Raw genomic sequence first — 25066 nt, 5'->3', positions numbered from 1 at the left:
ACCTCCTTCAGACTTTCTTTGAGAACCAACTATCCAAAATGCTCTCTAGGAAATGCGTTCATGTAATATCCCTGGAGCGCAATCACAGCCTCAATTTTCTAGCTGGCTAAGGGTCAAAACCACTACACGAGAATCAACACTGCAATCGCTAGCCTAAGGAATAACTATGAAATCGCGATGAAATGAAAGCTTTGGAGACTACATTGACCGCTTTGGCATCGCAATAACATTTGTCGATGAAATCAAGATGAAATCGCCCTAGCTCTTTGGGCTGAATATGCGGTTCTGCCCTTTGATAGGCAATAACAGGAGCCACTTTTCGTTATTCCTATACCATCGTTATTCAAGAAAACTTTATGCTTCTCAATCACGAACAGTATCAATCTAGCTTCGATAAGGCGATGGCCTGTGCAGTGGAATGTGAACACTGCGCCGAAGCCTGTACGGGCCAGCCGGACATGGTGAAGTGTGCCCGGATGTGTCTGGATACAGCCGAAAGCTGCCGTACGTTAGCCACTTTTATGGTACGTGGGTCTTACTTCATTGCTCCGCTAGCCAAGGCTTGTGCAGAAATCTGCGACACCTGTGCCCAGGAATGTGAAAAGCATGACATGGAGCACTGTCAGAAATGTGCTCGTTCCTGTCGTGAGGCGGCAGGGATGTATCGCCAGATCGTTGATACAGCGATGGCAGCCTCTTAACTTTTAGCTCTTATGCCCCCTGAAGTGTTGTCTGAGCGCGGCCTTGTGCAAGCGTCGGCCCAACGGGCGATGTCGTGGGGTAAGGCAAGTAATGTTCTTAACGGTGATAACGATGAACACTCAAGAAAACACAATTAAAACCCATTCAGATGCTCAGGATCATGGCGGGATGCAAGGCAGCTACGTCCGATACTTTGCCATGATTGGCACCTCAATCGTGGTGATGTTTTTCCTGATGTACCTACATTCCTACCAGATTTTGGATCATGCCTGGTTTAGCGAAACGCGGCTTTTTATGACCCTGATTATGGGGGCCGCCATGATGGTGATCATGCTGTCGTACATGCTGCACATGTATAAAAGCCGCACTATCAACGCGGTTATTTATGTAGGGGCGATCATTTTGTTCGGAGCTTCGCTATGGCTAGTCCGTAGCCAAGTAACAGTCAGCGATGTGGACTACATGGAAGGCATGATTCCCCACCATTCCATCGCCATTTTGACCAGCGATCGCGCTCAGATTGAAGATATGCGCGTTCGTGAATTGGCCGATGAAATCATCGAAGCGCAGCGTCGCGAGATTAGCGAAATGGAGTGGCTAATTGCCGACATCAGAGAAAACGGTGTAGCAAACACACCGGCTCAAGCAGAGGCAAGACCGCTGCCAGACTTTTCTTTAAGCCCAGAGTAGATATCAGGCGTGACCACAGAAGACTGTAGCTCGCGAGAAAACCGATTCGGGCCTGACTAGGAGAACTCAACACATCAAGTATTGTTACCACCACTGGAGCTTGCAGTTGGCTTGAGGGTCTAGCGTGAAGACCAAGCTATTGATGCCGCTTCAATGTTACCGAGAGAAATTCGATGCATAACTCCCATTCTCACCACTCGACCCAGGCCAATCAGAGTGAAGATGGCCAAACGGGTACTTCTCAGCTTGGTCATCATGGACACCAAGATCACAAAGAGGGAGATCCAGGTAATCACGATAGCCATAGTGGACACGATAAACATGCGGGCCATAGCCCAGAGATGTTTAAGCAGCGGTTTTTTGTATCGCTAATTCTGACGCTGCCGATTCTCTACTTTTCGCTTCAGCTTCAGAGTTGGCTGAACTACGAAGCGATTTTGTTTCCTGGTGCCAATTGGATTAGTCCGATTCTGGGGATTGCCTTGTACTTCTATGGCGGCTGGCCCTTTTTGCAGGGAGCTTGGCACGAATTTCAGAGCAAGATCGGCATGATGACGCTGATTGCGCTGGCGATCACTGTAGCGTTTATCTACAGTCTGGCCGTATCTCTGGGGCTAGAAGGCAAGCCCTTTTACTGGGAGCTGGCAACGCTGATCGACATCATGCTGTTGGGGCACTGGGTCGAGATGGCTTCAGTGCAGGGAGCCAGCAAAGCCTTGGAAGAGCTTTCGAGCCTGGTGCCCAATGAAGCGCACAGGATGCGAGACGGCAGGGTTGAAGATGTGCCAGTGAGTGAAATTCAGGCTGGCGACGTGATTCTGATTCGACCTGGTGAGCAGATTCCGAATGATGGCGAGGTCATCGAAGGGAATACGAGCGTTAACGAGTCGTTCCTAACTGGAGAATCCAAGCCAGTTTCCAAGGCCGTAGGCGATGAAGTGGTGGCAGGGTCAGTCAACACAGAAGGCTCGGTACAGGTAACAGTGACGCGGGTAGGGGATGACACGGCCATCAGCCAAATCATGCGATTGGTGGAAGAAGCGCAGTCCTCTCGCAGTCGGTATCAAGCCCTGGCCGATAAGGTGGCCTACTGGCTGACCCTTATTGCGATCGCGGCAGGCACCCTCACGTTCATTGTCTGGCTCACCCTTGAAGACTTAGTCTTTGCCATCAATCGCGCTGTGACGGTTCTAGTCATTACCTGTCCCCATGCGTTGGGATTAGCCATTCCGTTGGTCATTGCTAACTCCACGAGCCTGGCAGCTCGTAACGGTATTCTTGTGCGGGACCGCGACGCTCTAGAGCGGGCCAAAGATATCAGAATCATGGCCTTTGATAAAACCGGGACGCTGACCCAAGGCAAATTTGGCGTGCAGAATATTGCGACAGATCGCATGGAGTCTGAGCAGGCACTAGCAATTGCTGCTGCCCTAGAAACAGCTTCTGAGCATCCTTTAGCCAAGGCAATTGTGGAAGCGGCTCACCAACGCCAGCTTGAATTTCCACAGATGCGTGAATTTCAAACCATTACGGGACGGGGTGTCGAAGGTAAGGTTCAGGGACAGACGTATCGCTTGGGACGTCCAGAATGGGTGAAGGAGCAGAGCCTGCAACTGCCCAGCAGTTTACGCAGTGCCTTAGACCGAGCTGATGATCGCGGCGAAAGTGCCGTTGTGCTGATGACCTCTGATCACCCCGTGGCCGTGATTTCCATGGCTGACCAGGTGCGCGAACGGGCACGTGAAACGATTGATCGTCTGCATGAAATGGACATTCAGGCGGTCATGATCACGGGGGATGCGGAAGCCGTAGCGCGAGGGGTGGCGCAGGATTTAGGCATTGACCGCTACTATGCTCGGGTCTTGCCAGAAGATAAGGTCAACCGCATCAAAGCGCTGAAGCAGGAAGCCCCGACCGCCTTTGCGGGTGATGGTGTCAACGATGCAGCGGCATTATTGGAAGCCAACATGGGACTGGCGATCGGCGCAGGGACGAATGTCGCGATCGAATCGGCTGACCTAGTGCTCATTGAAGACGATCCGCTGGATGCGGTGAAAGCTCTGAACCTGGCGAAAAAGACTTATAGCAAGATGATCCAAAACCTGTTTTGGGCAACCGGCTACAACGTGGTTGCGATTCCCCTGGCAGCGGGAGTGCTGTCGGCTTGGGGCGTTGTACTTTCTCCTGCAGTAGGGGCGCTGTTGATGAGTCTTTCAACTGTCATTGTGGCGATTAATGCGGTGATGCTGCGTCGGGCGAAATTAGCTTAGGAGGGTATTCTACATGTTTCAAAATCATGGGCATCAGGCAGCGGCTTCACAAAGGTCATCTGTCTCAAAGTTGCTTAACCGCGCCTTATCTCTACCCGAGTTCAATTTATTTCTGTTCGCATTTTTGCTGCATTTTGTTTATGAAGTTTGGCAAGCGCCCTTCTACGATTTCTACGATGCTCCAACGCTAGCGGATAAGATTTTGGCCCTTACCCACTGCACCTTTGGTGACGGCGTAATCACAGTCGGGGTTAGTCTGGTGGTTAGCTTGATGATGCGATCGCGTCGTTGGATAACTTACCCGACAAAGCAAGCCGTTGCCTGGTTTATTGTTCTAGGTTGGCTATACACCTTCTTTTCTGAAATCTATCGAACTCGTATTGCTCATCTCTATGGAACTTTGGGCCTAAGTGTTCCTGGTCTTGGTATTAGCTGGTTGCCCCTAATTCAGTGGCTAATAATTCCTCCGCTTATCCTTGTTCTGAGCCGTTATCAGATTCTGGGGCATCGTGCTCAACAAGAATAATAGAGTGAATCGTATTCATGTCACCTCAGAATCTGTTGATAACAGTCTGAGTAAGAATCATCAGCAAACGAGAGGAAAAGTTTGCACGGAGCAGTCCGAGATGGCCGGTCGGAGGACATAACCTATCCCTCGAACTGTCTGAATTAAACGAGGTTCTCCAGCAGCCTCTAGTTTACTTCTAAGGCTTCTGATACATACCTGTAGTACATTACTGTTACCGAGAAAACTATAGTCCCAGACTGTTTCGAGCAAGCGATCTTGCTCAATAACTTGACTAGCATGGCGTAGTAGGTAAGTCAATAAATCGAATTCTTTACATGTCAGCTGGACTAGGCGTTCACCTCTGTAGACTTCGCGACTTTGAAGATCCAAAGATAAATCTCTAAAACGCAACACATTTTTCTTTTGAGATAGGCGTTGACGTAAAACTAGTTTTACCCTTAGGAGCAATTCAATTAGATTAAGAGGCTTAAAAATATAATCGTCAGCAAATGGTTCAGAGGTTTCTAATTTATCAACCTCAGTCATGAGAATGACTTTTATATGTGTATCTGTAGCTCTAATCCGGCGAAGAATTTCAATCGAGGATAGACCTGGAGTATTAGCATCCAAGATGAGCAATCTAGGTTGAATTTTTCGAAGTGCTATAAAGCCCAGAGTACTGTCAGCTTCGATTAAGACGTCATAATCTTCAATGCTGAGTTCTATCTTCAATAGCTGACTCATTTTTTCATCATTAGAAACAATCAAAATATCAGCAGCCATGTCGGGGTGCTCCTAAACTCTCAATTGGCGTGCGATCTTTCGAGGAGACAGTTTCACGCCGGTATATTGTTCAAGATTAGGAGGGTGTGATGAAACCATCATGAAATTGGCAGAGTGATAGTGAAGATACTTCCTCTGTTTACCTGACTTTGTACCTGAATATCGCCACCATGGGCTTGAGCGATCGCAAAAGAATGCGACAATTCACGTTTCGCATGACGACACGAGAGCATCAGGAGATGATGGAGTTGGGACTGACCGAACTGCGCGACGCTGTACCCATCAGCTTATCTAGCTGATGAAATCGCCTTTTCTTGCATTAGTTCTCTAGTCAGAGGTCAAGCCAGACTAATCTCTTCGGTCATGTTTGGGAAATAATCCTTATCTAAGCTGAAATTGACCGAAATTTTCGGCTAGCGCTTACCCTGCCGAAAATAGAGGGCAGTGCCTATAGAACCCCAAATGATGGCTCCCGCAATCAAACTTTTTTGAAGAAGTGTTAGTTGAGAATTTCCTGAAAAGGTTGCGGCTACAGCACCGGTATTGTCAACTGGGATTGCCGAGCTCGCCCCATGACCAGCCTGACGTACGGTTACTTCCCAAGTACCGGGTTGATCCGGTGTAAAGCTAAACTGCCCTCCCCTATCGGTTTTTCCAGTAAAGCGGGGAGTCTGAGGGTTGGTAGGATCATAAACCTGCACCTGCGCTTCGGCCAGAGGTTCTCCAGAGTCGTAGGTGGCCTGAATCTCGACCATAGTGATACTACGAGCCTGAATACTCGCTCCATGGGCTTTTGCTGGAAGTTGGGTCTGTCCCCAGACTCCTATGCCTAGGAGCAAAATCAGTAGCCAACGGTGGTGTTGAAAGTAGACGTGTGGTCGGGGCATGCTCAGTTAACCGGTGAGGAGACTGTGAGGATTTGAGGCGAGTCGAGATCGCTAAAGTCCTTGAAGCAGTTCATCAATAATCTGGACATCTTCTTCATTTCCCTGCTCCAAAAGCAAAGTCTTAGCTTTCTGAAGGGCTTCAATCGCCTCTGCAGTACGACTGTGTGCCTCTAGAGCGATGGCTAGATGATAATAACCAGAAGCATGATCAGGCGCGAGTTCTAGCAGTTCACGATGGGCGACAATTGTCATCAAAACATCTTGCTGCTCAAAGTAGAGATCGGCGATCGCATCATGGGCAATGACTGAATCAGGCTGAAGGCGGGTAGCCTGCTGATAGCGTTCCATGGCAGCCTCTAAGTTGCCCTGCTGCCAGAGGACATAGCCAATTTGCATACGGACATCAGCATTTAGAGGGTCTCCTTCAGCCGCTGCTTCAAAAGTTGCTAGCGCTGATTCGATATCGTCTTGTCTGAGATAGGCAAAGCCTAGATTCATTTGAATTTGGCTAGTCTGAGGAGCGAGTTCTGCCGCCTGTTCTAAAGCGGTAATCGCGGCTTCAATTTCTCCCTGTTGAAGCAGAATCAGTCCTAAGGATTCGGCAGCTTGCCAATTTTCGGGATCGTCTTTCAGGATGTTGGCATAAACCTCTGATGCCTCTTCAAAGGCTTTGAGTTGAAACAACATAGCCCCTAATCCTATCTGAGCGTCTAAATTATCGGGTTGTAAGCGTAGGATCTGGCGGTAGGTGTTAGCGGTTGCTTCATAAGCTTCTAGCTGACTTTGGGCATAGGCTAAGCCAAAGAGAAAAGGCAGATTTTCTGAATCTAATTCAAGGGCTGTTTGAAACGCAGCAATGGACTCCTGAAAGTTGCCCTGACGCGCCTGCACATAGCCAATGGCCGAAAAGATTTTCGGATTTTCACTATCTAAACTGACGGCATGCTGGTAGCGAGATAGCGCCTCTGCCAGGCTGCCTGACTCAACCAGCTCTTCTCCAGACTCTAATAAATCAGCCAGTTCCTTCAGTCGCGCCTGATCACTCAGCGATTGCCCAGGGGTATGGGCAAAAACTGGAGATGTGAAAATCAAAAGGCTCCCCATGGCTACAGCCAATTGATTGAGTAGATGGCTCGGGCGTCTCAAGATATCTCTCCTCTGCACTAAATGGAATTTTGAAAAGTCGTTGGGCCTTTATAGCCCGTGAGTTGGGCTAATTCCTCTAGGGTCTGAGTCCCCGATAAGCGTTCGCCATTGATTTCCCAGGTAGGATAGCCAGTAATACCTGCTGCTTGGCATTCTGAGGTTTGTCCCTGTCCGTCTGGCGTAGAACATTCGACATAGAGAATAGTTTGAGCCGCTTCTTGACCAAAAAGCTGCTTTTGGTCGTGGCAATGAGGGCACCACCAAGCCCCATAGAATACGGCACCCGTGTCAGCTAGGTGTTGAGCCAGGGCGATTTCAGCCGGTCCAGACTCGGTAGTAACTTCAATGCCGGGTTGTCCATTAGCATCCGTTGCGGTGGCTGGATTGTTGACATTGGCATAAAGGCCGAGGGTCCCCACCAAAACGACTATGGCTGTAATGATGCCAGTAAAAAAGGGCTGGGATAAATCTGACCAGTCTTGTCCAATCAGCGCCAGCAGAAAGAGTCCGGTTGAGAGCAGCGCCGACCCGACGCAGTAGAGGCAAACGGCCTTGATTTCGGCGGTGAGCAGATACATCAAATAACCGCTGAAGACCATCATGGCAGTGCCGCCAAGGAAAAGGAGTGGTTGGGTCCAACGGGTGAGGTTAGCCCGCAGCTCTTTCTGGTCAGGTCCTCGGACGAGAAGCGGGGCGATCGCCAGCCCAATCATACTCACATAGGCCAGGAAACCAAAGAGCGCTAGGGGCTGTCCAAATACGGTGGCGTAGGGACTGGACAGTACAATATCGCAGCCTTTGGTGGGGCAGGCAGTGGAACTGCCCATGAACTTATTGATGGTTAAGTAAGCGGTGACAACAGCACCCACAGCAGCTAACCCAGCCATCAGGGGGCGGGCATAGCGATGAATCCAAGAAATTTCTTTTTTGCGTGGCATAGTTCTAAATATCAATAAAAAACGTCACAACCCCTAAAGCTATTAGCACTGCCCCCGTTAGAGCATGGCCATTGAGGTTCCAGGTGGGGATGGCAGCCGTAAACTGGTGAGTCCTGTGCCAGCTCCAGTTCACTATCAGCACCATGCCGAGCACAGTCACTATCAGATACACCCCAGAAACGAGAGCAATACCAAACCACCCCAGTGCGCCTGCTGATAAGTAAAATGCGCCGATCCCAACGAAAGGAGAGAAAAACATAGCGGTGGCTAGAGTGATTACAACCGCCCATTTACTGTGGCCAGAATCGTCTGAGATCGGAGACATAGGAGCATGGTCATGCTGAGCAGACTCTGATGAGAAGCGTTGTCGCAGGGGTTGGCTGAGGTAAACCAGGCCCAATCCAATCAGCATTATCGGAGCCACTAAATGGGGCACAAGTTCGTATTTATAGTCCAGTTGATAGCCCAGCAATCCGACAGCTATCCCAATTAAGAGCGTACTGACAGTGTGTGCAAATCCAGTAATAGCGGTTATCCAAAGAGTTTCTGGACGAGACCAGCCTTCGGTTTTGCCCACCGTAACTAATGGCAGCCAGTGGCTGGGAATTAAGGCGTGAATCAAACTCAGCGCCAGGGTGCCAAACAAAATTTGGATAGTAGCTGACATGCTTCAGGATAGTTTTCGTCAGAGCAGCGAAGCGTGTGAATTCCTGTAAACGTGGTGTTTATCGAGAATTGAAGAGCTAGGATCAGAGTATAAATACTCAACAGAGAAGGAGACGTGATGAAACGGGCTTCTTTGATTAGCACCGCGTTGGCTACTGCAGTCGTTCTCTCCATTCCTACGATCGCTTGGAGCCGTGTCAATCTTGATGTTTCTAACAACCAAGACCTCGCCGATACTGTGATGCTGAATCATCACGGTGGCACTCATCATGGCTCACATGGTCGTGGTGGATGCTGTTGGTAGCGTCTAATCTGGACGGGGCATCGGAGTTCGATCCCGATACATCATGCCACCGCCCATACCGGGCATTCCGTTTTCCACATACTGGGTGATTTCTTGAGCGTGTTCGTGTAAAACCTCTGCCAGTGTAGAGTCATCGGAAGTTTTAGTCACCTCAACACCGTTATCAGTGAGTTGGGATTGTCGCTGATAGCGGTTGGCATTTTGGAACATAGTGGGCAATGTCTGGCTCATCATGGCGAACCAGCGCCCTGCTTCCAGCCGTTGATGCATACTGGCTACATGTTGCTGAATCAAGGCGGCAATCTCAGGATTGTCTGATTCTGTAACGGTTTTAACCCCTCCAGGAACCGTTTCGACAGAGCGACGAATTTGATCGTGATAGGCAAAAAGTTGATGGACAATTTGCATATCCTGGCCATCGTCGCCCATCATGCCGGGTCCCATCATGCCATCACCACACATCATGTGGTCGCCGCCCATCATGCCATCACCGCACATCATATGGTCGCCGCCCATCATGCCGTTGCCGTCTACTGAACGCTGTGCAACTTGTGTGCGCTGCACAAACTGATTATCTGCTTGGCGACTCAACACTATCGGAGCCGTTACTGCGATCGCGATGGCCAAACAACCCAAAGCCAATAAAACAACTAGTTTTCGATTCATAAAATCTCTCCTAATTCGTGTATTCGCGCCACTCACTTCGCTGGTTGGACTGACTGAACTCTCAAAATACGACTGGCGTTAAAAATAGCTAGCAAGGCAACTCCAACATCGGCAAATACGGCTTCCCAAAGTGTGGCTAGGCCAATGGCACCGAGCGCTATGAATAAAGCTTTGATGGACATGGCCAGGATAATGTTTTGCCAGACGATGCGTAGCGTTTTGTGGGCAATCTGAATGGCTTCGGCCACCTTAGAAGGCGCATCGGTCATGATCACCACATCGGCGGTTTCGATCGCGGCATCGGAACCCAGGCCCCCCATGGCCATACCGACATCGGCTCTGGCTATCACTGGCGCATCATTGATGCCGTCCCCGACAAAAGCGACTTTGCCTTGCCCGGCGCGATTGAGGAACTCTTCTAGCGCATCGACCTTATCTTCTGGCAGGAGTTCAGCCCGATACTGATCCAGACCCAGTTTGCGAGCAATGCTGTCAGCCACAGATTGGCTATCCCCAGTGAGCATGGCAGTCTCAATCCCCTGGGCATGGAGAGCCCGAATCGCCTCAGCCGCATCCTTCTTCAGCTCATCCGCAATCAGAATGCGTCCGCTGTAGGTGCCATCTATTGCAACGTGAGCCACCGTGCCATCTACGGTGCAGACATCGTGGGGAATGTTTTCTTTGTGCAAGAGGCGATCATTTCCTGCCAGCACAGTACGGCCATTCACTTGAGCCCGAATGCCATGACCGGCGATTTCTTCATAGTTTTGCACTCCGGCTTCATTCACCGTTTGTCCATAGGCTTGGCGAATTGACTGGGCGACGGGATGGTTAGACTGCGATTCTACCTGAGCCGCTAGCTCCAGCAGTTGATGCTTGTTCAAGCCATTCTGGGTGACGACATCGGTTACCTGAAAATTGCCCTGGGTCAGGGTGCCGGTCTTATCAAAGACGACGGTTTTTACCTGAGTGAGAGCGTCCAGGAACGTTGAGCCTTTCACCAAAATGCCGCGCTTGGCCGCCCCACCAACGCCCCCGAAATAACCCAGGGGGATACTAATTACCAAGCCACAGGGGCAGGAAATCACTAACAGTACTAAGGCGCGATAGGTCCATTGAGCCTGGGTGGCCCCGGCAATCAACAGCGGCGGTAGAATGGCCACGGCCAGAGACAGAACCACGACTACTGGGGTGTAGTAGCGGGCAAATCGGGTGATGAATTTTTCGGTGTCGGCTTTTTTGCTGCTGGCGTTTTCCACCAGTTCCAAAATTCGGGCAATGGAGGATTCGCCGAACAGCTTGGTGACCTTTACTGTGAGCGCTCCTGACTGGTTAATCATGCCTGCCAGCACGGTTTCCCCAGTCGTGACAGTACGTGGTACCGATTCTCCCGTCAGGGCAGAGGTATCCACCAAGGATTTACCTTCTAAAATGTCGCCATCCAGGGGCACTTTTTCACCAGGACGTACCAGAATCACATCTCCCACGCTGACGGATTCTGGAGACACTGCCTGAACGTCGCCGTTCACTTTCAGATTGGCGGTGTCAGGTCGAACTTCCAGTAAGGCTTTGATGGAACGGCGCGATCGCCCCACGGCGTAACCCTGAAACAGTTCGCCAATCTGGAAAAACAGCATCACCGCAACCCCTTCAGGAATTTCGTGAATGGCGATCGCCCCCAGAGTCGCGATACTCATCAGAAAGTTTTCATCAAAGATGCGCCCTCGTAGGATGTTGCGTCCAGCGGTGGTGAGCACGCTCCAACCGCTGATGAGATAGGCCGGTATCAGGACGGCATATTCAGCAACAGCAAACGGAGTATTGTGCAGCGGCTCGTTGAAAATGAATCCAATCAGAAAGAGCACAGCGGAAATGGCGATCGGCGTTAGCTCTCGCCGCAGAACGAAATCATCGCGATCGTGGGTATGGCCATGTTCGTCACCACAGCAGCCGCCCTGAGCTACGACTGACTGAGTCGTGGCTGATGGGTGAGCGGAAGAGCTGTCTACGTCGCCGCATCCCGCGTGATCGTCGGGGTGAGCATCATGAGGGTGGGAATGTGACATCAGATCACCTGGAAAATCAACTGAATACATGAAGGATTGTTCAGATGATACACTAAATGAAGTTCTTTGCAAATGCTCATATCTCTTTGGGAGGGGCACGATGACCAGTGCTGGCACTAGGGCTTACGCGCTCGATAACCTCTTCAAGTTGCCGAGTTCTTGGGGTGCTTACATCTCGCCATGGTTAGGCATAGTCGTCTCCGTTGGGTCGTCATGAGGCGGCATCATTTCCATGTGGTTTGGGCCATAAGCCTTTAATCCCATTGAAACCATGCCAGAAGTTAGCAGACCATGGACACGAGGCCAGTCGAGAGCACCCCCATTGAAATTAAGCCGATAGAAACAATTCCGTGGCTCACAATCCCGAAAGCGAGGACTCCGTGAGCAGAAATACCGACCGCAACGATGCCATGGGCACCGATACCAACCGAGAAAAATTTTAACTTTTGAGGGCGACTATTCATTAAGGGCTATTGGTTTTGGTAATCAAGAAAGCTCAACTAGCATTTGGCTGAGCTGGTCGATACGGTAGCTCTAGTTCACCTTTGCCAATGCCTGAGGCGGGTGAATTAGGCTCTTGAGAAATCCCCAGGGCTTGCAAAGGGTTATTCAGCATATCCGCTAAATTAGCCGTGGCGTAATCCATCAAGTCATTTGGATCAATCAGCACCCATCCCTGAGCCGTTAATTCACGGAGTTCAAAGTGCAGGTGTGGCCCAGTTGAGTTGCCAGTGCTGCCGACCAAGCCCACAACTTCGCCCTGCTTAATTTGCTCCCCAGGACGCACCAGGATTTGAGACAGGTGAGGATAGCGAGTTTCTTGAGTGCCATTTTCATGGCGCAGCATCACAGTTAAGCCATATCCCCCCAGATACTCAGCAGTAAGCACCTCGCCATCTTTGGCTGCGAGGACTGGAGTGCCTTCGGGAGCGGCTAAGTCAACCCCAGCATGAAAGCGACGCTCCTGAAAAATAGGATGGTTACGCCAACCAAACAAAGACGTAATCGGGGCTGGGATCGAGAGTGGAAATATAAATTCCTCTGCGCCTCTTCTCAAAACTCTTAGAGGAAGGAGTTTATCATTCAGAGCCTCACGGCTAATGACAGTCAAGTTGCCGATCGCAGTGCCGTTTTCTCTATCAGTCCCAAACTCGTAGGAAACTCTAGCCTCCCGATGACCTCCTGATGGCTGATCTGCTGCTGGGTATGCTCCATTGCTAGCCTGCAAAGTTTCATCACAGCTACGCGTCAGGACTTCTCTACCGTCTGCAGTAAATTGACAGCTTGTAGAGCGCTCAAGAAACACCAATGAGGGACTGTCAGGCGATGGCGTTGCCCCAAGACTATAGTCAGTTGGGTCAATGAAGTTGGTATTGAACTCTACAGGTGCTTGAGCCTCCGGGCGTGGCGCACTAGGGGTTGAGGCTTCATCTACGAACTCAGGTTCAGACAGATTTGCTTCTACAGTTGGGGGGGTAGTGACTTGAGGGTGTAAGAGCGCTTCTGCAGAGGTTTCCACCGGGCCAATCTCTTCGACTGGGTCGTTAGGGAGGTCTGGTATGGTTGAAGTTGGGGCTGCGATTGAAGCTGGAGGCTCGATTTCTATCTCGGCGTCAGCCCAGGCAGGCAGAGTAGTCAGAACGACACCACTCAAGAGGCCAAGGCTTCCTAGTGAACACGCTTGTTTGAACATAGAAAAATGATTAGAAGCGTCGGCTTTGTTGAAGAGTGGCTTTGATTTCATACCGGATGTTTAGATACGGAATCTCAGGGTTGCTTTAGCAATTTTTTAGATCAGGCAATGCTGTCCATAAGAACCATAACTCATAGACTGGTTAGATCACTGAAAACCTGAAATATTATTCAGGCGTTACACCGTGCCGTCAATTTTGAGGCATAATTCGGCAGAAGTTTGGTTGCTGACCTCAAGAGTGTGGAGCGAAACCCTTATGAATCAGCAGATGTTTCTGGCTTGGCGCTGGTGTCGGTGCTGGATCAGGCGCGGCGTTTTCTTAGTCTTAGGCATTGCCTTGATAATGGGTTTGAGATGGCCAGCACTATCTAAACCTGCTTTCGCTCAAGTCGAAAGCATTGCTTTGTGGCAACAAGCTTCTTTTCCAGTCGAAAACTTTCAGGCTTACACGTCTGCTTTTGGCTACAGAACCTCTCCAACTGGCGGCGGTGGCTCTCAGTTTCACTACGGTCTCGACATGGCCGCGCCTCAGGGCAGCTATGTGCGCAACTGGTGGAGCGGCAAAGTGATTGAGGTATCTGATCATACGAGCTGCGGCACGTCCGCCGTAATTCAATCTGGACAGTGGGAACATCGCTACTGTCATATGAGCGGTTGGGTCGAAGTCTCCAACGGCAGGCGGTATTTGGTTGATCCAGATGGAAGCATCCGCTACGAGCAGGGGCAAGAGTTGCCCACTGGAGAGCGACTTGGCCGGGTGGGCATGACCGGACGCACTACTGGGCCGCATCTGCATTGGATGCTGAAATTTAATGGTGAATGGGTTGACCCTGGTCTGGTATTGAGGGCGATGTATGAAGCCCAGCAAGCAGGTTGACCAGTTTCGTCGGTTAGTCAGCCAACTTTCTAGCTCTTCTGCTCCTATTCGGGTGATTGGGTTTTTAGTGGTTTTAGCGCTGGTCTGGCTGCCGATCGCGCTCCCGCTTTATCTATGGCTCGGCACAACGACATCTTTGAGTGTGATGCCGCTGATTTTGCTGTACGGCCTTTTTGTAGTGGGTCTTCAGATATGGGGGAAACGAGTACACCACCATTCAAAACCTTTGCAGGCGCATGGCTTGGTTAAATCAACTCAGAGCTGGCGGGAGCTATTGACTGGCATTGTTCTCGGGGTAGTGAGCTTAGGGCTGCTCTTTGGAATAGAAGGCTGGCTGGGCTGGCTGCAGTGGCAGGCGGTACCACTAGTCTTCTGGCGTATCCTGCTTGAAGGCTTTCTCGTTGGTTTGGGCGTCAGTCTGGCCGAGGAACTTGTGTTTCGAGGCTGGTTATTGGATGAGCTGCGCTACGACTGGGGCTTTTCAAGGGCGCTGTGGGCTAGTAGTCTCGTCTACGCTGCGCTCCATTTCATCAAGCCCTGGCAGGATATTTTGGAGGAGCTGCCGAGTTTCCCCGGATTATTGCTGCTAGGACTGGTGCTGGGATGGGCTCGCCAGCGCACTAAAGGCAGGTTAGGGCTAGCAATGGGTCTGCATGGAGGACTGGTGTGGGGATATTACCTGGTGGATGTGGGTGATTTGGCCAGCTACACCCAGGTAGTGCCTGACTGGGTCACCGGAATTAACCAGAATCCCTTAGCTGGAGCTGTGGGATTCGTATTTTTGTCTGTCATAGCAGCACTATTACGACAGCCAGATGGCGAAATTTGACTCAGTTTCAGATCAAGCCGGAGGAGCGAAAAATGCATACGGCAAGAGCCCTACACATAGCGGTGTGCGAGTTGATATCGTCTAAGTTATCGAGTGATTGCTTTTGGTGGAGCTATATACGGGGCTCAGCAAACTCGTTAATTTACTAGCCCCTAGATACCGACCCCAGTTTTCTAGAATGCTGTCATCTATGGAACTTAAAATCCCACCAGTCGCTGTAATTGCCGTGTTTGCTGTACTAATGGTGGTTGTAACCCGCTTGCTGCCGGGGCTCACCTGGCTGGTTTCGGGACGGCTGGTCATGGCCGTTGCACTGGCTCTATTGGGCGGCGCGATTAGTCTGGCCGGAGTAGTTGCTTTTCGTCAGCATCAAACCACAGTCAACCCGATGGTTCCAACGGCGGCGGCTACCATCGTTTCCACTGGTTCCTACCGCTTTACGCGCAATCCCATGTATCTCGGGTTTGTTCTAGGACTGATGGGTTGGGCTGTCTTCCTGTCTAATGCAGGGGCTGCTTTGCTGGTGCTGGGCTGTGTTCTGTATCTGACCCAGTTTCAGATCAAGCCGGAGGAGCAAGCAATGCTAACCAAATTCGGAATTCCCTTCTCTGACTACATGGCGTCGGTACGTCGATGGCTGTAGAGGGTTTTCGGACAACAGACGCAATTCAGGCCAGGGAAATGTTCTAGAGTTAGTGTTCCTCTTTCCCTTGTAATTGCCTATCCTTAAGTAGCCCAATCAAAAGCGGGCCACCAGCTGGCGACCCTTACGGTCATTAGCTTCCCTACCCCCATCAACGCGCCCTGTGTAAATGCCGCTTCAGAAGGGAATAGCCACGCAGACAAAAACTAATGGTCTGATTAACCAGCCAGATCAACTACGCGACTCAGAGCCTGACGTTTGGTCAACTAGAAGGGGGCAGGAAAAAAGGAGCCGATTTTTTGACTAAGCAGGGAAAATAGAATCCACAATCATTGTCGTCAGGAAAGTTGTGCCCATACCGCAGATAACGAAGCCTGCAAACCGCAGTCCCAAGCCAGATGGCTCTACCCGGTTGACGAGTATCGTTTTGGCAGCCCAATACGTGCCTGTTGCAATCCCGAGCTGAATCGCTGCAAAGCCCAGCAAGTAGGCGACCAGTGGCCCCATCTCGGCCCCAAAAATGGCTTCACCATAGGCAAAGCCGTGAAAAATGCCTGCAATCGCTGCTAGCCCCATCACCACTGGGTTGGCTGGCTGTGTTTTCATGGCTAGCAACACCCCAAACAAGAGGACCGATGCCGAAATCACCAGCTCTGGCAAGGGCAAATCAATGCTCATCAGATGGATGCCTGTTCCCAAGATTGACGCCACCACAAACGCAATCGGGATGCCCAGGCCACCCCCCATTGCAGCGGCTAACAAGCCAACAGCTACTACAAATGCCAGATGGTCAATTCCGATAACCGGGTGGCCCATGCCCGACAGAAACGCTTCCACTATGTTGTCCGGAGTTTCGCTACCAAAAGGATGATGAGCCAAAGCAGGTGTTGCAACGAAAAGAATTGCCACCAGCGCTGCTAAAGGGACAGCAATTAGTTTTTGAGACACCACAGGTGCCTTGAGAAAACTCAAGGCCAAAACACGTAAATTCATCTGTACCTCGCAGGTGAATAGAGAACTCGCAGCTCATCGGCGGGCATTCTGACTGAGGGAAATTTCCCTTTCACAGCTGCGGGACAGCGGCAAATTTTCACTACACTTTTCCCGTTTCCTCTAGCGGCTGCTCCCCGCTAGAACCGATGAGGTAATAGAACATTAGCAAGTGGCCAGCACCTCAGACTGTACCTGGCGCACATTATCCTTGGCGTTCTTACCGACTAAACGGTCTCAATGACCAAGATTTCAGGCCTTCTATTCAGAGCAGGATTCAGCGATGTGGTAGTAGCCAATTGCACCATAGCCTGACGCTGTACTAGGCGAGTTTAACGACCTCAAGTAGGCCAAAGCAGACAAATAAAGCGCCACTAATGCCCGTCAGTAGTCGTTCAGAGATGCGACCGGCAATAAACTTGCCGCAGACAACGGCGATCGTAGCGCAAATCAGATGTCCTAAAACAGCACCTAGAAACACGCCATAGGGATGGTTGGCAGACGCCAGTGTGATGGTAGCAAGCTGGGTGCGATCGCCCCATTCGCCTAAGAAGGTAAGGGTAAAGGCTTCTACAAGAACTGCTCGAACAGACCAAATTTTGATGCCTTGTTCCCGTGCTTCTACGTCGCTGAGGGCATCTGCCTGTTCGTGGGCAAGCCCTCCGTTCCTAGACATTTTGACGGCGGCGTACAGCAGCTTGAGCCCCAACCCGATAAACAGAGCCGCCGCGATTGCGCCGACGTAGTGCTGAGGGAAAAACGCGACCAGCTGACCAATCCAGACTGAAATAAGCGTCATCATCGCCAGCGCCGCCGTGACCCCTGCAAAGACCCAACGACGAGGGTGACGCATTGCCAAAATGGCACTAATTAAAGAAGGTTTTATCTCCCAGTTCTGAGAGAGTAATCAGCAGTAACCCTGCCGTAAAGCCTGGTGAAAAATCCATTGCTTGCTCTAGTTATGTAGTGGTAGAGCAGACATGATGGAAGCCTAAGCAGACCCCACCAAGCCCACTTTGCCTGTGGACTTAGTGAAGGTCTCGCTGACAAGCGTTTGGCTACTTTGCCCCAATCAGGCACTTAGCAAGCTTGCGATCTGAACCAGGTTCATCACCAGTATGTTGGCTCAGATGGCGGGCTACCGTGGTTAACCCAGAGCTACTACCCTTCGCTGGCATGAAAATATCATTTCCAGGCTGGAAAGACCAGGAGCATCACTGAAAGAAATCGAACTCGCACAATAGCTGCGTATCCCATCATCAGTCCAGAGAACTTTACCTTGGCCAATTCTCCCCATGATCCTTTGAGAACCTATTTTTTGCCCTGCCTCTAAGCTGCTTGAACCCATCAAAAAGAATTTCTAACATTTCCAGTTCATGCTTCCAGAACCGATAGTCGTTAGACCGGCTGACAAAACGCGAAAATACCCACCGCCCCAGCTCGATCAGCAGATATAAAGCGGCGGCAATAACGAAGTATTGCCAAAGGGTCAATCCTAGGGTCACACCGAATAGAAATCGCATCAGGAACGACGATTCTAAAATCGTAAACGGGATTTCAATCAGTGCTTCTGTCAGCACAACCTTCCACCCCACCCCAAAGAGCTTTTGCAAAACAGGGAAACGGCCCCAGAGAGACTGAAGGAATACGCGCAAATGCATCATAGAGGGAAAGAGGATTATGAAAAGTCTTTCATAATCCTTTCATAATTTGCGCTGTTTGGGGTATCCCTTCAGAAAGTAATCGATTCGTCACAAGCAACAATTACTCGTCTAGATGCTCAGCAACTGCTCGATAAATCGCCGTAACATGGCCGTCTGCCAAGCTATAGAACACATTGCGACCCTGGCGGCGGTACTTGACCAAGCGTTGGGATTTAAGTACGCGTAGTTGATGGGATACTGCCGACTCACCCATTTTTACAGCAGCAGCTAGGTCACAGACGCACAACTCTTGCTGAGCCAGCGCTGACAAGAGCTTTAGCCGATGAGGGTCTGAGAGGGCGCTAAAAAACTCCGCCATGCGCTGAGCTTTCTCAGTGGCCAGCACCTCAGACTGTACCTGGCGCACATTATCCAAATGCACTAAGGACTCTTCGCAGGCTGGAGCATTAGTGTTTTGAGTGGGTTGTGCTTTGGCAGGACGAGACTTGGCCATAGAAGATAGTTACTCAGCATCTCTTCTTATGATACTGAGAATCATTACCACCTGAAGATCTATTCAGATCAAAGGCGGATTATGAGCGATCGCCCCTCTCAATCGCCTGCTGCACCTGCTGGATAAAGTACAGGGTCTGCTGATAGCCCTGCTGGTCGCCACGGGCCTCAAACAGCTCAGCCGCCTGCTGCAAATCCGTCAGGGCCAATTCAGGGTTGCCGAGCTGATAGCGCAAAAGCCCGCGATTGCCATAAGCCTCTGCCAGCTCAGGATTTAGCTGAATGGCAGTATCAAAATCTGATAAGGCGGCTTCTGCATTGCCCAGTTCGGTGTGAACTTTGCCTCGGTTGTAATAGGCGTCAGCATTTTCTGGGGCAAGAGCGATCGCCTGATCCAGATCGCTCAACGCCTGGGGCAAGCGCCCAGTCGCCGCCAAAATGATGCTGCGATCCAGGTAGGGCTGCACAAAATCAGGATCAAGCTCGATCGCCTGGCTCAAATCAGCGATCGCCGCCTCAGCATTCGTTAAGTGAGAGTAAGCTTCTCCTCGGTTATAGAGGGTTTCCACATGGTCGGGGCGAAGCTGAAGGGCCATTGAAAAGTCGTCAACAGCTTGCTCATAGTCTCCCAGGTCATGGTAAGCAATGCCGCGATGGAGATAGGCGTCAGCATTGTCTGCATCAGCCGCGATCGCCTCAGTATAGGTGGCGATCGCCGCCTCTAGCTGTCCCTGTTCAGCCTGCTGTAGGCCCTGCTCGACTAACGGATCGGTGACAGCAGCAATAGTCGCTGTTCGTCCAGATTCAGGAACCGACAGTCCGACCGTCACCGTAACGACAAAGACTGTCAAGCCAAGCATCAACCGTTTATTACGTCCCATTCTGACCTCCCAATAATGACAACCTGGATTTTTCGACGGCTCAGTTGCCCATGCAAGGGTAGATTAAAGCGCCGGAACAGTGGCTAAAGGCAAAGCTGTGACGCTTACTAAACTTGATCTCTACTCAGTGTAACGAGCGCTCTCTGCTCCCGGATTTCACTTTGATGAAAAGAAGAGTGTGATCCCAAAAACCCAAAATCAGGCAAAATCATAAACTGATCACCCACACTGCGGGGACACTGCATGAGACAACAGCAGCCTCTATTAAGTTTGTTAGGCATCGTTAGCGGCTTGGTATTAGCTAATCCGGTGGAGGCTGCTCAGCTACAGTTTTGGCGATTTGACCCGCAGCAGAATCGGCTGGAGTTTACCACTGACGCTGGGGTACAGCCCAGAGCGCAGCTATTGTCGAATCCCACTCGAATCGTGGTAGATCTGCCGGGCACGACCTTAGGTCAGCCCATGGTGAATCAGGCAGTGACAGGTACGGTCAGAGCGATTCGCATCGGTCAGTTTGACGCTCAGACGACGCGACTGGTGATTGAGCTAGCCCCTGGCTATACCGTTGACCCCGACCAGGTCGTTGTGCAAGGACAAACGTCTCAACAGTGGGTAGTGCAACTGCCAACGCCTCAGGCAGTGACTGGCCCTAGCCAGACTGCCAACCGGGTCGAAGCCGAGCCAGTCGCCGGAGCCGCTACTCAGGTAGAAGAGATTCGGACCACCCCCGATGGCTTTTTCATACGCACTACTGGAGCCAGTCCCGATTTGAGGGTCGATCACTCCAGTGAGACTCAGGTGGTGCTGCAGCTCAGCGATGCAGCAGTCACCGCCGCATTCGCCGCGCAGACGCCCCCGCTCAACGCCTTTGGGGTCAGCGCCTGGGAGATTCAACCGCTGACCCTAGACGGCAAACCCGCCCTCCAGATCGCCCTGACTGTACCGGCTAATAGTGCTGCTGATTGGCGAGCGACGGTCAGCAATGGCAGCGGCATTGTAATTTTGCCGCCCAGGGACTTGGTGATCGCCACGACACCCTCTAGTAATGTAGAACCTCCACCCTCTGCTCAACCTCCGCCAATCGATCCCCCCTCCATCGCTGTGCAGCCTCCCCAGCCGCAACCGACTTTACCCACGACTCCACGGGTGCCGGAGCCGAATCCGGTCATTCCCCAGCAGTTAGTTACCGTCGCGATTGACCCTGGTCACGGGGGACGCGATCCAGGGGCGATCGGCATCGGTGGACTGCGGGAAAAGGATGTCGTGTCATCTATTGCTTACGAAGTTGCAGAAATTCTGGAGCAGAGTGGGGTGCGAGTGATTCTCACCCGTGCCGACGACCGCGAGATTGATTTAGACCCTCGGGTGCAGATTGCCGAACGGGCAGGGGCTAATCTTTTTGTCAGTATCCATGCCAATGCCATCAGCTTGGAACGCCCCGATGTGAACGGCTTGGAGACTTATTATTATCAGACCGGGAATCGTTTAGCCCAGGTGATTCATCAGTCGATCCTACGAGCGCTGAATATGCCCGATCGCGGCGTGCGGCAAGCTCGATTCTATGTCATCCGCAATACCTCGATGCCCGCCGTGCTGGTCGAAACCGGCTTTGTCACTGGAGCACAGGATGCGCAGAACTTTAATAACCCGGCTTGGCGGCAGCAAATGTCGCAGGCGATCGCCGCAGGCATCATGCAGTACGTGCAACAGGAACTGTAGATTTAGGGATTAACAATAGGTGTTGTCAGTGCCCAAGATTTAACATTTGCTAGACAGCAACTCCCCTGAGGATTATTCACCTCGCAACCGCAGCGGCCAGCTTGAATATGATGAGTGATTGAAGCAATAACAGATTGCGGCCCCTGCTGCTCAACAGTAGTTTTTATCTGCTGGCGAGTCCAGCCAAAGCAGTAACAGACTGGAATCTTCTCGTCCAAGTCTTTCTGAAATACCGGCACCGTTAAGTCAGTAGTGGTGAAGGTTTGCCCCCTCATTGAAAAATAGACCACCGAGCAGCAAGTCTCCGAACAAAAGCGATAGATCTGCTCAGGGTTCAGTTCTGCTAGAGCGATCGGGGTTAACAAACTCTTGAGAGTAATGAGATCAACTAATTTCCCTGAATTATGGCACTGGGGACACCTGCCTGTCGTTATTGTGGGGTTGTTAGCTTCGTTGGGTTCTGGACAACAACAATTCACGGTGATGGCCTCGCAAAAGTCACTTCTCGCATCGATGCGATCGCCGATAACGCCAGTAGGAGTAGAGGGTTAACCCCACCATTACGCCTAAAGCGGGTAGTAAGACGATATCCAGATAGCCTACCCAGGCTCCCAACCCTAGTATTCCTAAAATGACAACCAGGATGGGCGTGAAGCAGCACAGAGCTACCACGGTTGTGCCGATTAGACTGGCGATCAAGCTAATTTTGGGATTCATTCTGGTTCGATATCTTGCTCAATCAGGCCACAGATTTTTCCGTTACAGAGGGTTTCATTGGGGGCCTCAGTGGAATCAGACAAGACGGCTTCAATATACTCATATCGCTGTGCTAATTCCTGATGAAGGGTCAGCATGTCTTGGATATGTTGATCGAGTTCGGCTAGATGTTGTTTCACCATTGCCTGAAGGTCAGCACAGGGAGGAACGCCATCCGCCCTTAGATCGATTAGCCGTTTGATTTCATCTAGAGATAGTCCAAACCGCTTGGCCTTTTGAATGAAGACGAGCCTTTCTTCCTCATCTGCTGAATAGATACGGTAGCGAGACGCTGTGCGCTTCGGTGGTGTAAGTAATCCCAATCGTTCGTAGTATCGAATTGTTTGGGCAGGCAAGTTGACACGACGACTCAATTCACCGATTAATAAACCCTCTTTCATGGTTCTGTTCACTTTAGAATCGGCAGGAAAGTATTTCTCTCCTCCTGAATGCTTTATCCTTGACCGATACCAGCTGCAAGTAACTGTTCTCGGGAAATGGGCTGTTGGTTCTGGCAACACTTTGCTAGTTGGCCGTTGACCACCACAGCCGGAACGCGATGAATTTCGTATTGAGCCGCTTTTTCAAGTCCTTCATCCGTTGCAGACTCTGTACGCAAATCCCAAACCTGCACCTGGCAATTGGAGCAGGCTAGCTCTCGGACAAGCTTGACTGTCTCATCACATAATGGGCACCCTGCAGTGAAAACTTCGACGATTCGCTTCGACATTTTGTTTGTCTCCTGAACGCTGAGTTCAGCCTAAACCTTGTACTGGACTTCAAGGTCAAGTACCCGCATTGGAAAAATTAAAACTTCACCAGCAAGGCCGTGATGGATTAAGCAGTAATAGGCAAGCTAATCGTAAACGTGCTTCCCTTGTCTGCCTGACTCTGCACCTGAATGTCGCCACCGTGGGTCTGGGCGATCGCCTTTGCAATGGCCAACCCTAGCCCTGCTCCCCCGCTGTGGCGAGAGCGGTCTTTATTGACGCGGTAGAAGCGATCGAAAATATGACTTTGGTCGGCAGGCTCGATACCAATACCTGTATCTACTACCGTGATGATTGCCTGACGATTGATTTGCTGCAGTTGCACAGAGACCTTGCCACCTGCTGGCGTGTGCTGTAATCCATTGTTAATGACATTTAGCAGGAGACGGTACAGGTTTTCTTCGTTACCCACGACGGTAATTGGCGGCTGAGTCGGCTGCTTCATTATCAAGTGAATGTCGTTAGCGATCGCCAAGGCGGCAAGTTCTTCTTCGATATCGCTCAGGATGTCTTGCAAGCAGCAAGGGGACTTTTGGGCAGGGCTTTGGGTATCTAGACGAGACAGTAAGAGCAAGTCACTCACTAGAGTAGTGAGGCGCTGGTTTTGTCGAGTAGTGACCTGCAGCATGTCACGGGCATCCGCGTCAGAAATATGAGGTAACCGCATGACGGATTCAGCCGTGGCCTGCACTGCGGTCAGCGGGGTTCGCAGTTCGTGGGCAGCATCAGCAGTGAACTGTTGAATCTTGCGATAGGACACCTGCACAGGCTTCATCGCTAAACCTGCTAACCACCAACTGGCGGCGGCAATGAGTCCCATCGTCATGGGCAAGCTTAGCGCAATAATCCAGCGAATAGTGGAGAGGTAGGCCGCAAAATCGCTGAAAGAACGCCCCACCAGCAGGCTGCCCAACGGCATTTGGTCATCTGCTTTTAGCGAATACAGCGGCAAGGTGATCTGGCGATATTGGATGCCTTCACTATCCCTCAGGGTTTGCCAGGATGACTCGGTATTGATAACTGGCAAATCTTCAGGATAAAAACCTGCTGTCGCCATAAGCGTCCCATCAGGCTCCAGTACCCGAATGTAGTAGCTGCCGCGATAGAGTGTTCCCTCTCGGTGACCGGGATGCCCCTGAGACGCCTCAAAGGGAACTAGACAGTCTTCGCCAGCAACGCACAGGTTAGGCAGTAGCGTTTGCGAGACGGTCTCTAATTGGCCATTGGTGGTCAGGGTTTCCTCCACCGCATTGTGAACCGTTTCAGCGACTGACTTGAGTTCGCGGTCAGCCGTCACTCGATGAGCGTGGGCGATCGCTTCGTACACGCCCAGTCCACTCAGCCCCAGCACTACAGCCATCACGCCCGTGTACCAGGCGGTGAGCTGCCAACGACTGCGGCGAAATAGTCTATTCGGTTTTGAAGCGATATCCCATGCCATAGACGGTTTCGATGAAGTCATCACAGTCATATTGAGCCAGCTTGCGACGCAGCAAGCGCATCTGGGCGGCCACTACGTTGCTGTTGGGTTCGGCTCCAATTTCCCAGAGCTGATTGAGCACCTGATCGCGGGTGAGAATCTGGTTGGGGTGCTCCATCATATATTGCAGCAGTTGAAACTCTTTTTGCGTCAGTTCAATGCGCTGCTCAGAGGCTTCATTGTGATGTAAAAAGGCGACTCGGCGATCGCAATCCAGCGTCAGTGGCCCGATTTGAATGTGAGCTGGTTTGAGGTCGGGCGATCGCCGTCGCAGGGCTCGCAGTCGTGCCAGCAGTTCGGCCATATTGAAGGGTTTAACCAGATAATCATCGGCTCCCGCATCCAGGCCAGTGATGCGATCGTCAATCTGGTCTTTAGCAGTGAGGATGAGGACGGGGAGAGCGTGGTGGTGCGACCTGAGCCATTGGCACAGTTCAATCCCTGATCTTCCTGGCAACATCCAGTCAAAAACCCCCACAGTATAGAGGGACAGATCGTGTTCCAGGTAGGACAATGCCTCATCGCCCGACTGCACCCAATCCACCACGTAGGCTTCTTGGGTGAGGGTACGCTTGATGGCTTTGCCCAGATCGGGTTCATCTTCAACCAATAAGATACGCATAGAACTTGAAAACTACTCTGCCAA

27 protein-coding genes and 1 riboswitch are annotated in these 25066 nt (G+C 51.2%); of the genes, 8 read left to right on the top strand and 19 right to left on the bottom strand.

Features of this window, described 5'->3' with window-relative positions; all coding sequences use genetic code 11:
• Nucleotides 1-356 precede the first annotated feature (356 nt).
• The 4 genes from DYY88_RS10105 to DYY88_RS10090 all read left to right on the top strand — a co-directional run bounded on the left by DYY88_RS10105 (nt 357) and on the right by DYY88_RS10090 (nt 4188).
• Nucleotides 357-701: a four-helix bundle copper-binding protein gene (locus DYY88_RS10105; protein WP_039728152.1), complete on the top strand. Its 345-nt coding sequence runs from the start codon at nt 357-359 to the stop codon at nt 699-701.
• 112 nt (nt 702-813) lie between these two features.
• Nucleotides 814-1392, top strand: a complete 579-nt coding sequence (locus DYY88_RS10100) for a DUF305 domain-containing protein (RefSeq protein ID WP_201279042.1) — start codon at nt 814-816, stop codon at nt 1390-1392.
• Nucleotides 1393-1565: 173 nt separating this feature from the next.
• A complete protein-coding gene (locus DYY88_RS10095) occupies nt 1566-3662 on the top strand; it encodes a copper-translocating P-type ATPase (RefSeq protein ID WP_039728153.1) in 2097 nt (698 codons plus the stop codon).
• A gap of 13 nt (nt 3663-3675) precedes the next feature.
• Complete coding sequence (locus DYY88_RS10090) at nt 3676-4188, top strand: hypothetical protein (RefSeq protein ID WP_044151329.1); 513 nt, start codon at nt 3676-3678, stop codon at nt 4186-4188.
• 60 nt (nt 4189-4248) lie between these two features.
• On the opposite strand, the gene DYY88_RS10085 is transcribed toward DYY88_RS10090, so the two are convergent.
• The 8 genes from DYY88_RS10085 to DYY88_RS24680 all read right to left on the bottom strand — a co-directional run bounded on the left by DYY88_RS10085 (nt 4249) and on the right by DYY88_RS24680 (nt 12623).
• A complete protein-coding gene (locus tag DYY88_RS10085; protein ID WP_044151330.1) occupies nt 4249-4953 on the bottom strand; it encodes a response regulator transcription factor in 705 nt (234 codons plus the stop codon).
• A 413-nt stretch (nt 4954-5366) separates the two neighbouring features.
• Nucleotides 5367-5708, bottom strand: a complete 342-nt coding sequence (locus DYY88_RS10080) for a carboxypeptidase-like regulatory domain-containing protein (protein ID WP_201279043.1) — start codon at nt 5706-5708, stop codon at nt 5367-5369.
• A gap of 183 nt (nt 5709-5891) precedes the next feature.
• Nucleotides 5892-6944 carry a tetratricopeptide repeat protein gene (locus DYY88_RS10075; protein ID WP_063776194.1) on the bottom strand — a complete coding sequence of 351 codons (1053 nt, stop codon included), beginning with the start codon at nt 6942-6944 and terminating at the stop codon, nt 5892-5894.
• A gap of 59 nt (nt 6945-7003) precedes the next feature.
• Nucleotides 7004-7924 (bottom strand): vitamin K epoxide reductase family protein, encoded by a 921-nt coding sequence (locus DYY88_RS10070; RefSeq protein WP_039728155.1) that lies wholly within the window; start codon nt 7922-7924, stop codon nt 7004-7006.
• Nucleotides 7925-7928: 4 nt separating this feature from the next.
• Nucleotides 7929-8570: a hypothetical protein gene (locus DYY88_RS10065; protein WP_130199389.1), complete on the bottom strand. Its 642-nt coding sequence runs from the start codon at nt 8568-8570 to the stop codon at nt 7929-7931.
• A 327-nt stretch (nt 8571-8897) separates the two neighbouring features.
• On the bottom strand, nt 8898-9560 hold the full coding sequence (locus tag DYY88_RS10060) for a hypothetical protein (RefSeq protein WP_052288539.1): 663 nt from the start codon (nt 9558-9560) through the stop codon (nt 8898-8900).
• A 32-nt stretch (nt 9561-9592) separates the two neighbouring features.
• Complete coding sequence (locus DYY88_RS10055) at nt 9593-11626, bottom strand: heavy metal translocating P-type ATPase (protein ID WP_072041382.1); 2034 nt, start codon at nt 11624-11626, stop codon at nt 9593-9595.
• A 496-nt stretch (nt 11627-12122) separates the two neighbouring features.
• Nucleotides 12123-12623, bottom strand: a complete 501-nt coding sequence (locus tag DYY88_RS24680; protein WP_052288540.1) for a M23 family metallopeptidase — start codon at nt 12621-12623, stop codon at nt 12123-12125.
• A 1099-nt stretch (nt 12624-13722) separates the two neighbouring features.
• Here DYY88_RS24680 and DYY88_RS10040 point away from each other — a divergent pair.
• The 3 genes from DYY88_RS10040 to DYY88_RS10030 all read left to right on the top strand — a co-directional run bounded on the left by DYY88_RS10040 (nt 13723) and on the right by DYY88_RS10030 (nt 15668).
• A complete protein-coding gene (locus tag DYY88_RS10040) occupies nt 13723-14196 on the top strand; it encodes a M23 family metallopeptidase (RefSeq protein WP_367889284.1) in 474 nt (157 codons plus the stop codon).
• Nucleotides 14197-14248: 52 nt separating this feature from the next.
• Entirely contained in the window at nt 14249-15025 is a 777-nt protein-coding gene (locus DYY88_RS10035; protein WP_242517598.1) for a CPBP family intramembrane glutamic endopeptidase, read from the top strand.
• A gap of 178 nt (nt 15026-15203) precedes the next feature.
• Nucleotides 15204-15668, top strand: a complete 465-nt coding sequence (locus DYY88_RS10030; RefSeq protein WP_130199387.1) for a methyltransferase family protein — start codon at nt 15204-15206, stop codon at nt 15666-15668.
• A 303-nt stretch (nt 15669-15971) separates the two neighbouring features.
• On the opposite strand, the gene DYY88_RS10025 is transcribed toward DYY88_RS10030, so the two are convergent.
• From DYY88_RS10025 to DYY88_RS10005, 5 genes are all read right to left on the bottom strand, one after another.
• Nucleotides 15972-16661 carry a HupE/UreJ family protein gene (locus tag DYY88_RS10025; RefSeq protein WP_044151331.1) on the bottom strand — a complete coding sequence of 230 codons (690 nt, stop codon included), beginning with the start codon at nt 16659-16661 and terminating at the stop codon, nt 15972-15974.
• A gap of 21 nt (nt 16662-16682) precedes the next feature.
• Nucleotides 16683-16824, bottom strand: a riboswitch (cobalamin riboswitch).
• A gap of 156 nt (nt 16825-16980) precedes the next feature.
• Nucleotides 16981-17511, bottom strand: a complete 531-nt coding sequence (locus DYY88_RS10020) for a TMEM165/GDT1 family protein (RefSeq protein WP_367889283.1) — start codon at nt 17509-17511, stop codon at nt 16981-16983.
• A 421-nt stretch (nt 17512-17932) separates the two neighbouring features.
• Nucleotides 17933-18322, bottom strand: coding sequence for a hypothetical protein (locus DYY88_RS10015; protein WP_039728159.1), 390 nt, complete (start codon nt 18320-18322; stop codon nt 17933-17935).
• 100 nt (nt 18323-18422) lie between these two features.
• On the bottom strand, nt 18423-18815 hold the full coding sequence (locus DYY88_RS10010; protein ID WP_039728161.1) for an ArsR/SmtB family transcription factor: 393 nt from the start codon (nt 18813-18815) through the stop codon (nt 18423-18425).
• Between the two features lie 79 nt (nt 18816-18894).
• Entirely contained in the window at nt 18895-19695 is an 801-nt protein-coding gene (locus DYY88_RS10005) for a tetratricopeptide repeat protein (RefSeq protein WP_039728163.1), read from the bottom strand.
• 243 nt (nt 19696-19938) lie between these two features.
• On the opposite strand from DYY88_RS10005, the gene DYY88_RS10000 reads away from it, so the two are divergent.
• Nucleotides 19939-21414: an N-acetylmuramoyl-L-alanine amidase gene (locus tag DYY88_RS10000; protein WP_039728165.1), complete on the top strand. Its 1476-nt coding sequence runs from the start codon at nt 19939-19941 to the stop codon at nt 21412-21414.
• Nucleotides 21415-21416: 2 nt separating this feature from the next.
• Here the strand turns inward: DYY88_RS10000 and DYY88_RS09995 are convergent, their stop codons facing one another.
• The 6 genes from DYY88_RS09995 to rppA form a co-directional block, all read right to left on the bottom strand.
• A complete protein-coding gene (locus DYY88_RS09995; protein WP_072041344.1) occupies nt 21417-21893 on the bottom strand; it encodes a putative iron-sulfur cluster-binding metallochaperone in 477 nt (158 codons plus the stop codon).
• A gap of 19 nt (nt 21894-21912) precedes the next feature.
• Entirely contained in the window at nt 21913-22131 is a 219-nt protein-coding gene (gene merF / locus DYY88_RS09990; protein WP_072041345.1) for a mercury resistance system transport protein MerF, read from the bottom strand.
• On the bottom strand, nt 22128-22571 hold the full coding sequence (locus DYY88_RS09985; protein ID WP_039728167.1) for a heavy metal-responsive transcriptional regulator: 444 nt from the start codon (nt 22569-22571) through the stop codon (nt 22128-22130). The genes merF and DYY88_RS09985 overlap by 4 nt, the downstream gene beginning before the upstream one ends.
• A 53-nt stretch (nt 22572-22624) precedes the next feature.
• Nucleotides 22625-22900: a thioredoxin family protein gene (locus tag DYY88_RS09980; RefSeq protein WP_044151332.1), complete on the bottom strand. Its 276-nt coding sequence runs from the start codon at nt 22898-22900 to the stop codon at nt 22625-22627.
• Between the two features lie 107 nt (nt 22901-23007).
• The gene (rppB, locus tag DYY88_RS09975; RefSeq protein WP_039728169.1) at nt 23008-24381 is read right to left on the bottom strand and encodes a two-component system sensor histidine kinase RppB; all 1374 of its coding nucleotides are present in this window, start codon (nt 24379-24381) and stop codon (nt 23008-23010) included.
• The gene (rppA, locus tag DYY88_RS09970) at nt 24350-25042 is read right to left on the bottom strand and encodes a two-component system response regulator RppA (protein ID WP_039728171.1); all 693 of its coding nucleotides are present in this window, start codon (nt 25040-25042) and stop codon (nt 24350-24352) included. The genes rppB and rppA overlap by 32 nt, the downstream gene beginning before the upstream one ends.
• Between the last annotated feature and the right edge of the window lie 24 nt (nt 25043-25066).

This window comes from Leptolyngbya iicbica LK (assembly GCF_004212215.1).
In the GTDB taxonomy this organism is placed as follows: Bacteria; Cyanobacteriota; Cyanobacteriia; order Phormidesmidales; family Phormidesmidaceae; genus Halomicronema; species Halomicronema iicbica.
The sequence above is the reverse complement of the archived record's forward strand: the minus strand, read 5'-3'. Positions and strand labels throughout refer to the sequence as shown.

Coding starts and splice junctions, on each gene's coding strand:
- DYY88_RS10105 (WP_039728152.1), top strand. CDS start 357: ATGCTTCTCAATCACGAACAGTATCAATCTAGCTTCGATAAGGCGATG.
- DYY88_RS10100 (WP_201279042.1), top strand. CDS start 814: ATGAACACTCAAGAAAACACAATTAAAACCCATTCAGATGCTCAGGAT.
- DYY88_RS10095 (WP_039728153.1), top strand. CDS start 1,566: ATGCATAACTCCCATTCTCACCACTCGACCCAGGCCAATCAGAGTGAA.
- DYY88_RS10090 (WP_044151329.1), top strand. CDS start 3,676: ATGTTTCAAAATCATGGGCATCAGGCAGCGGCTTCACAAAGGTCATCT.
- DYY88_RS10085 (WP_044151330.1), bottom strand. CDS start 4,953: ATGGCTGCTGATATTTTGATTGTTTCTAATGATGAAAAAATGAGTCAG.
- DYY88_RS10080 (WP_201279043.1), bottom strand. CDS start 5,708: ATGGTCGAGATTCAGGCCACCTACGACTCTGGAGAACCTCTGGCCGAA.
- DYY88_RS10075 (WP_063776194.1), bottom strand. CDS start 6,944: ATGGGGAGCCTTTTGATTTTCACATCTCCAGTTTTTGCCCATACCCCT.
- DYY88_RS10070 (WP_039728155.1), bottom strand. CDS start 7,924: ATGCCACGCAAAAAAGAAATTTCTTGGATTCATCGCTATGCCCGCCCC.
- DYY88_RS10060 (WP_052288539.1), bottom strand. CDS start 9,560: ATGAATCGAAAACTAGTTGTTTTATTGGCTTTGGGTTGTTTGGCCATC.
- DYY88_RS10055 (WP_072041382.1), bottom strand. CDS start 11,626: ATGTCACATTCCCACCCTCATGATGCTCACCCCGACGATCACGCGGGA.
- DYY88_RS10030 (WP_130199387.1), top strand. CDS start 15,204: ATGCTGTCATCTATGGAACTTAAAATCCCACCAGTCGCTGTAATTGCC.
- DYY88_RS10025 (WP_044151331.1), bottom strand. CDS start 16,661: ATGAATTTACGTGTTTTGGCCTTGAGTTTTCTCAAGGCACCTGTGGTG.
- DYY88_RS10020 (WP_367889283.1), bottom strand. CDS start 17,511: ATGCGTCACCCTCGTCGTTGGGTCTTTGCAGGGGTCACGGCGGCGCTG.
- DYY88_RS10015 (WP_039728159.1), bottom strand. CDS start 18,322: ATGATGCATTTGCGCGTATTCCTTCAGTCTCTCTGGGGCCGTTTCCCT.
- DYY88_RS10010 (WP_039728161.1), bottom strand. CDS start 18,815: ATGGCCAAGTCTCGTCCTGCCAAAGCACAACCCACTCAAAACACTAAT.
- DYY88_RS10005 (WP_039728163.1), bottom strand. CDS start 19,695: ATGGGACGTAATAAACGGTTGATGCTTGGCTTGACAGTCTTTGTCGTT.
- DYY88_RS10000 (WP_039728165.1), top strand. CDS start 19,939: ATGAGACAACAGCAGCCTCTATTAAGTTTGTTAGGCATCGTTAGCGGC.
- merF (WP_072041345.1), bottom strand. CDS start 22,131: ATGAATCCCAAAATTAGCTTGATCGCCAGTCTAATCGGCACAACCGTG.
- DYY88_RS09985 (WP_039728167.1), bottom strand. CDS start 22,571: ATGAAAGAGGGTTTATTAATCGGTGAATTGAGTCGTCGTGTCAACTTG.
- DYY88_RS09980 (WP_044151332.1), bottom strand. CDS start 22,900: ATGTCGAAGCGAATCGTCGAAGTTTTCACTGCAGGGTGCCCATTATGT.
- rppB (WP_039728169.1), bottom strand. CDS start 24,381: ATGGCATGGGATATCGCTTCAAAACCGAATAGACTATTTCGCCGCAGT.
- rppA (WP_039728171.1), bottom strand. CDS start 25,042: ATGCGTATCTTATTGGTTGAAGATGAACCCGATCTGGGCAAAGCCATC.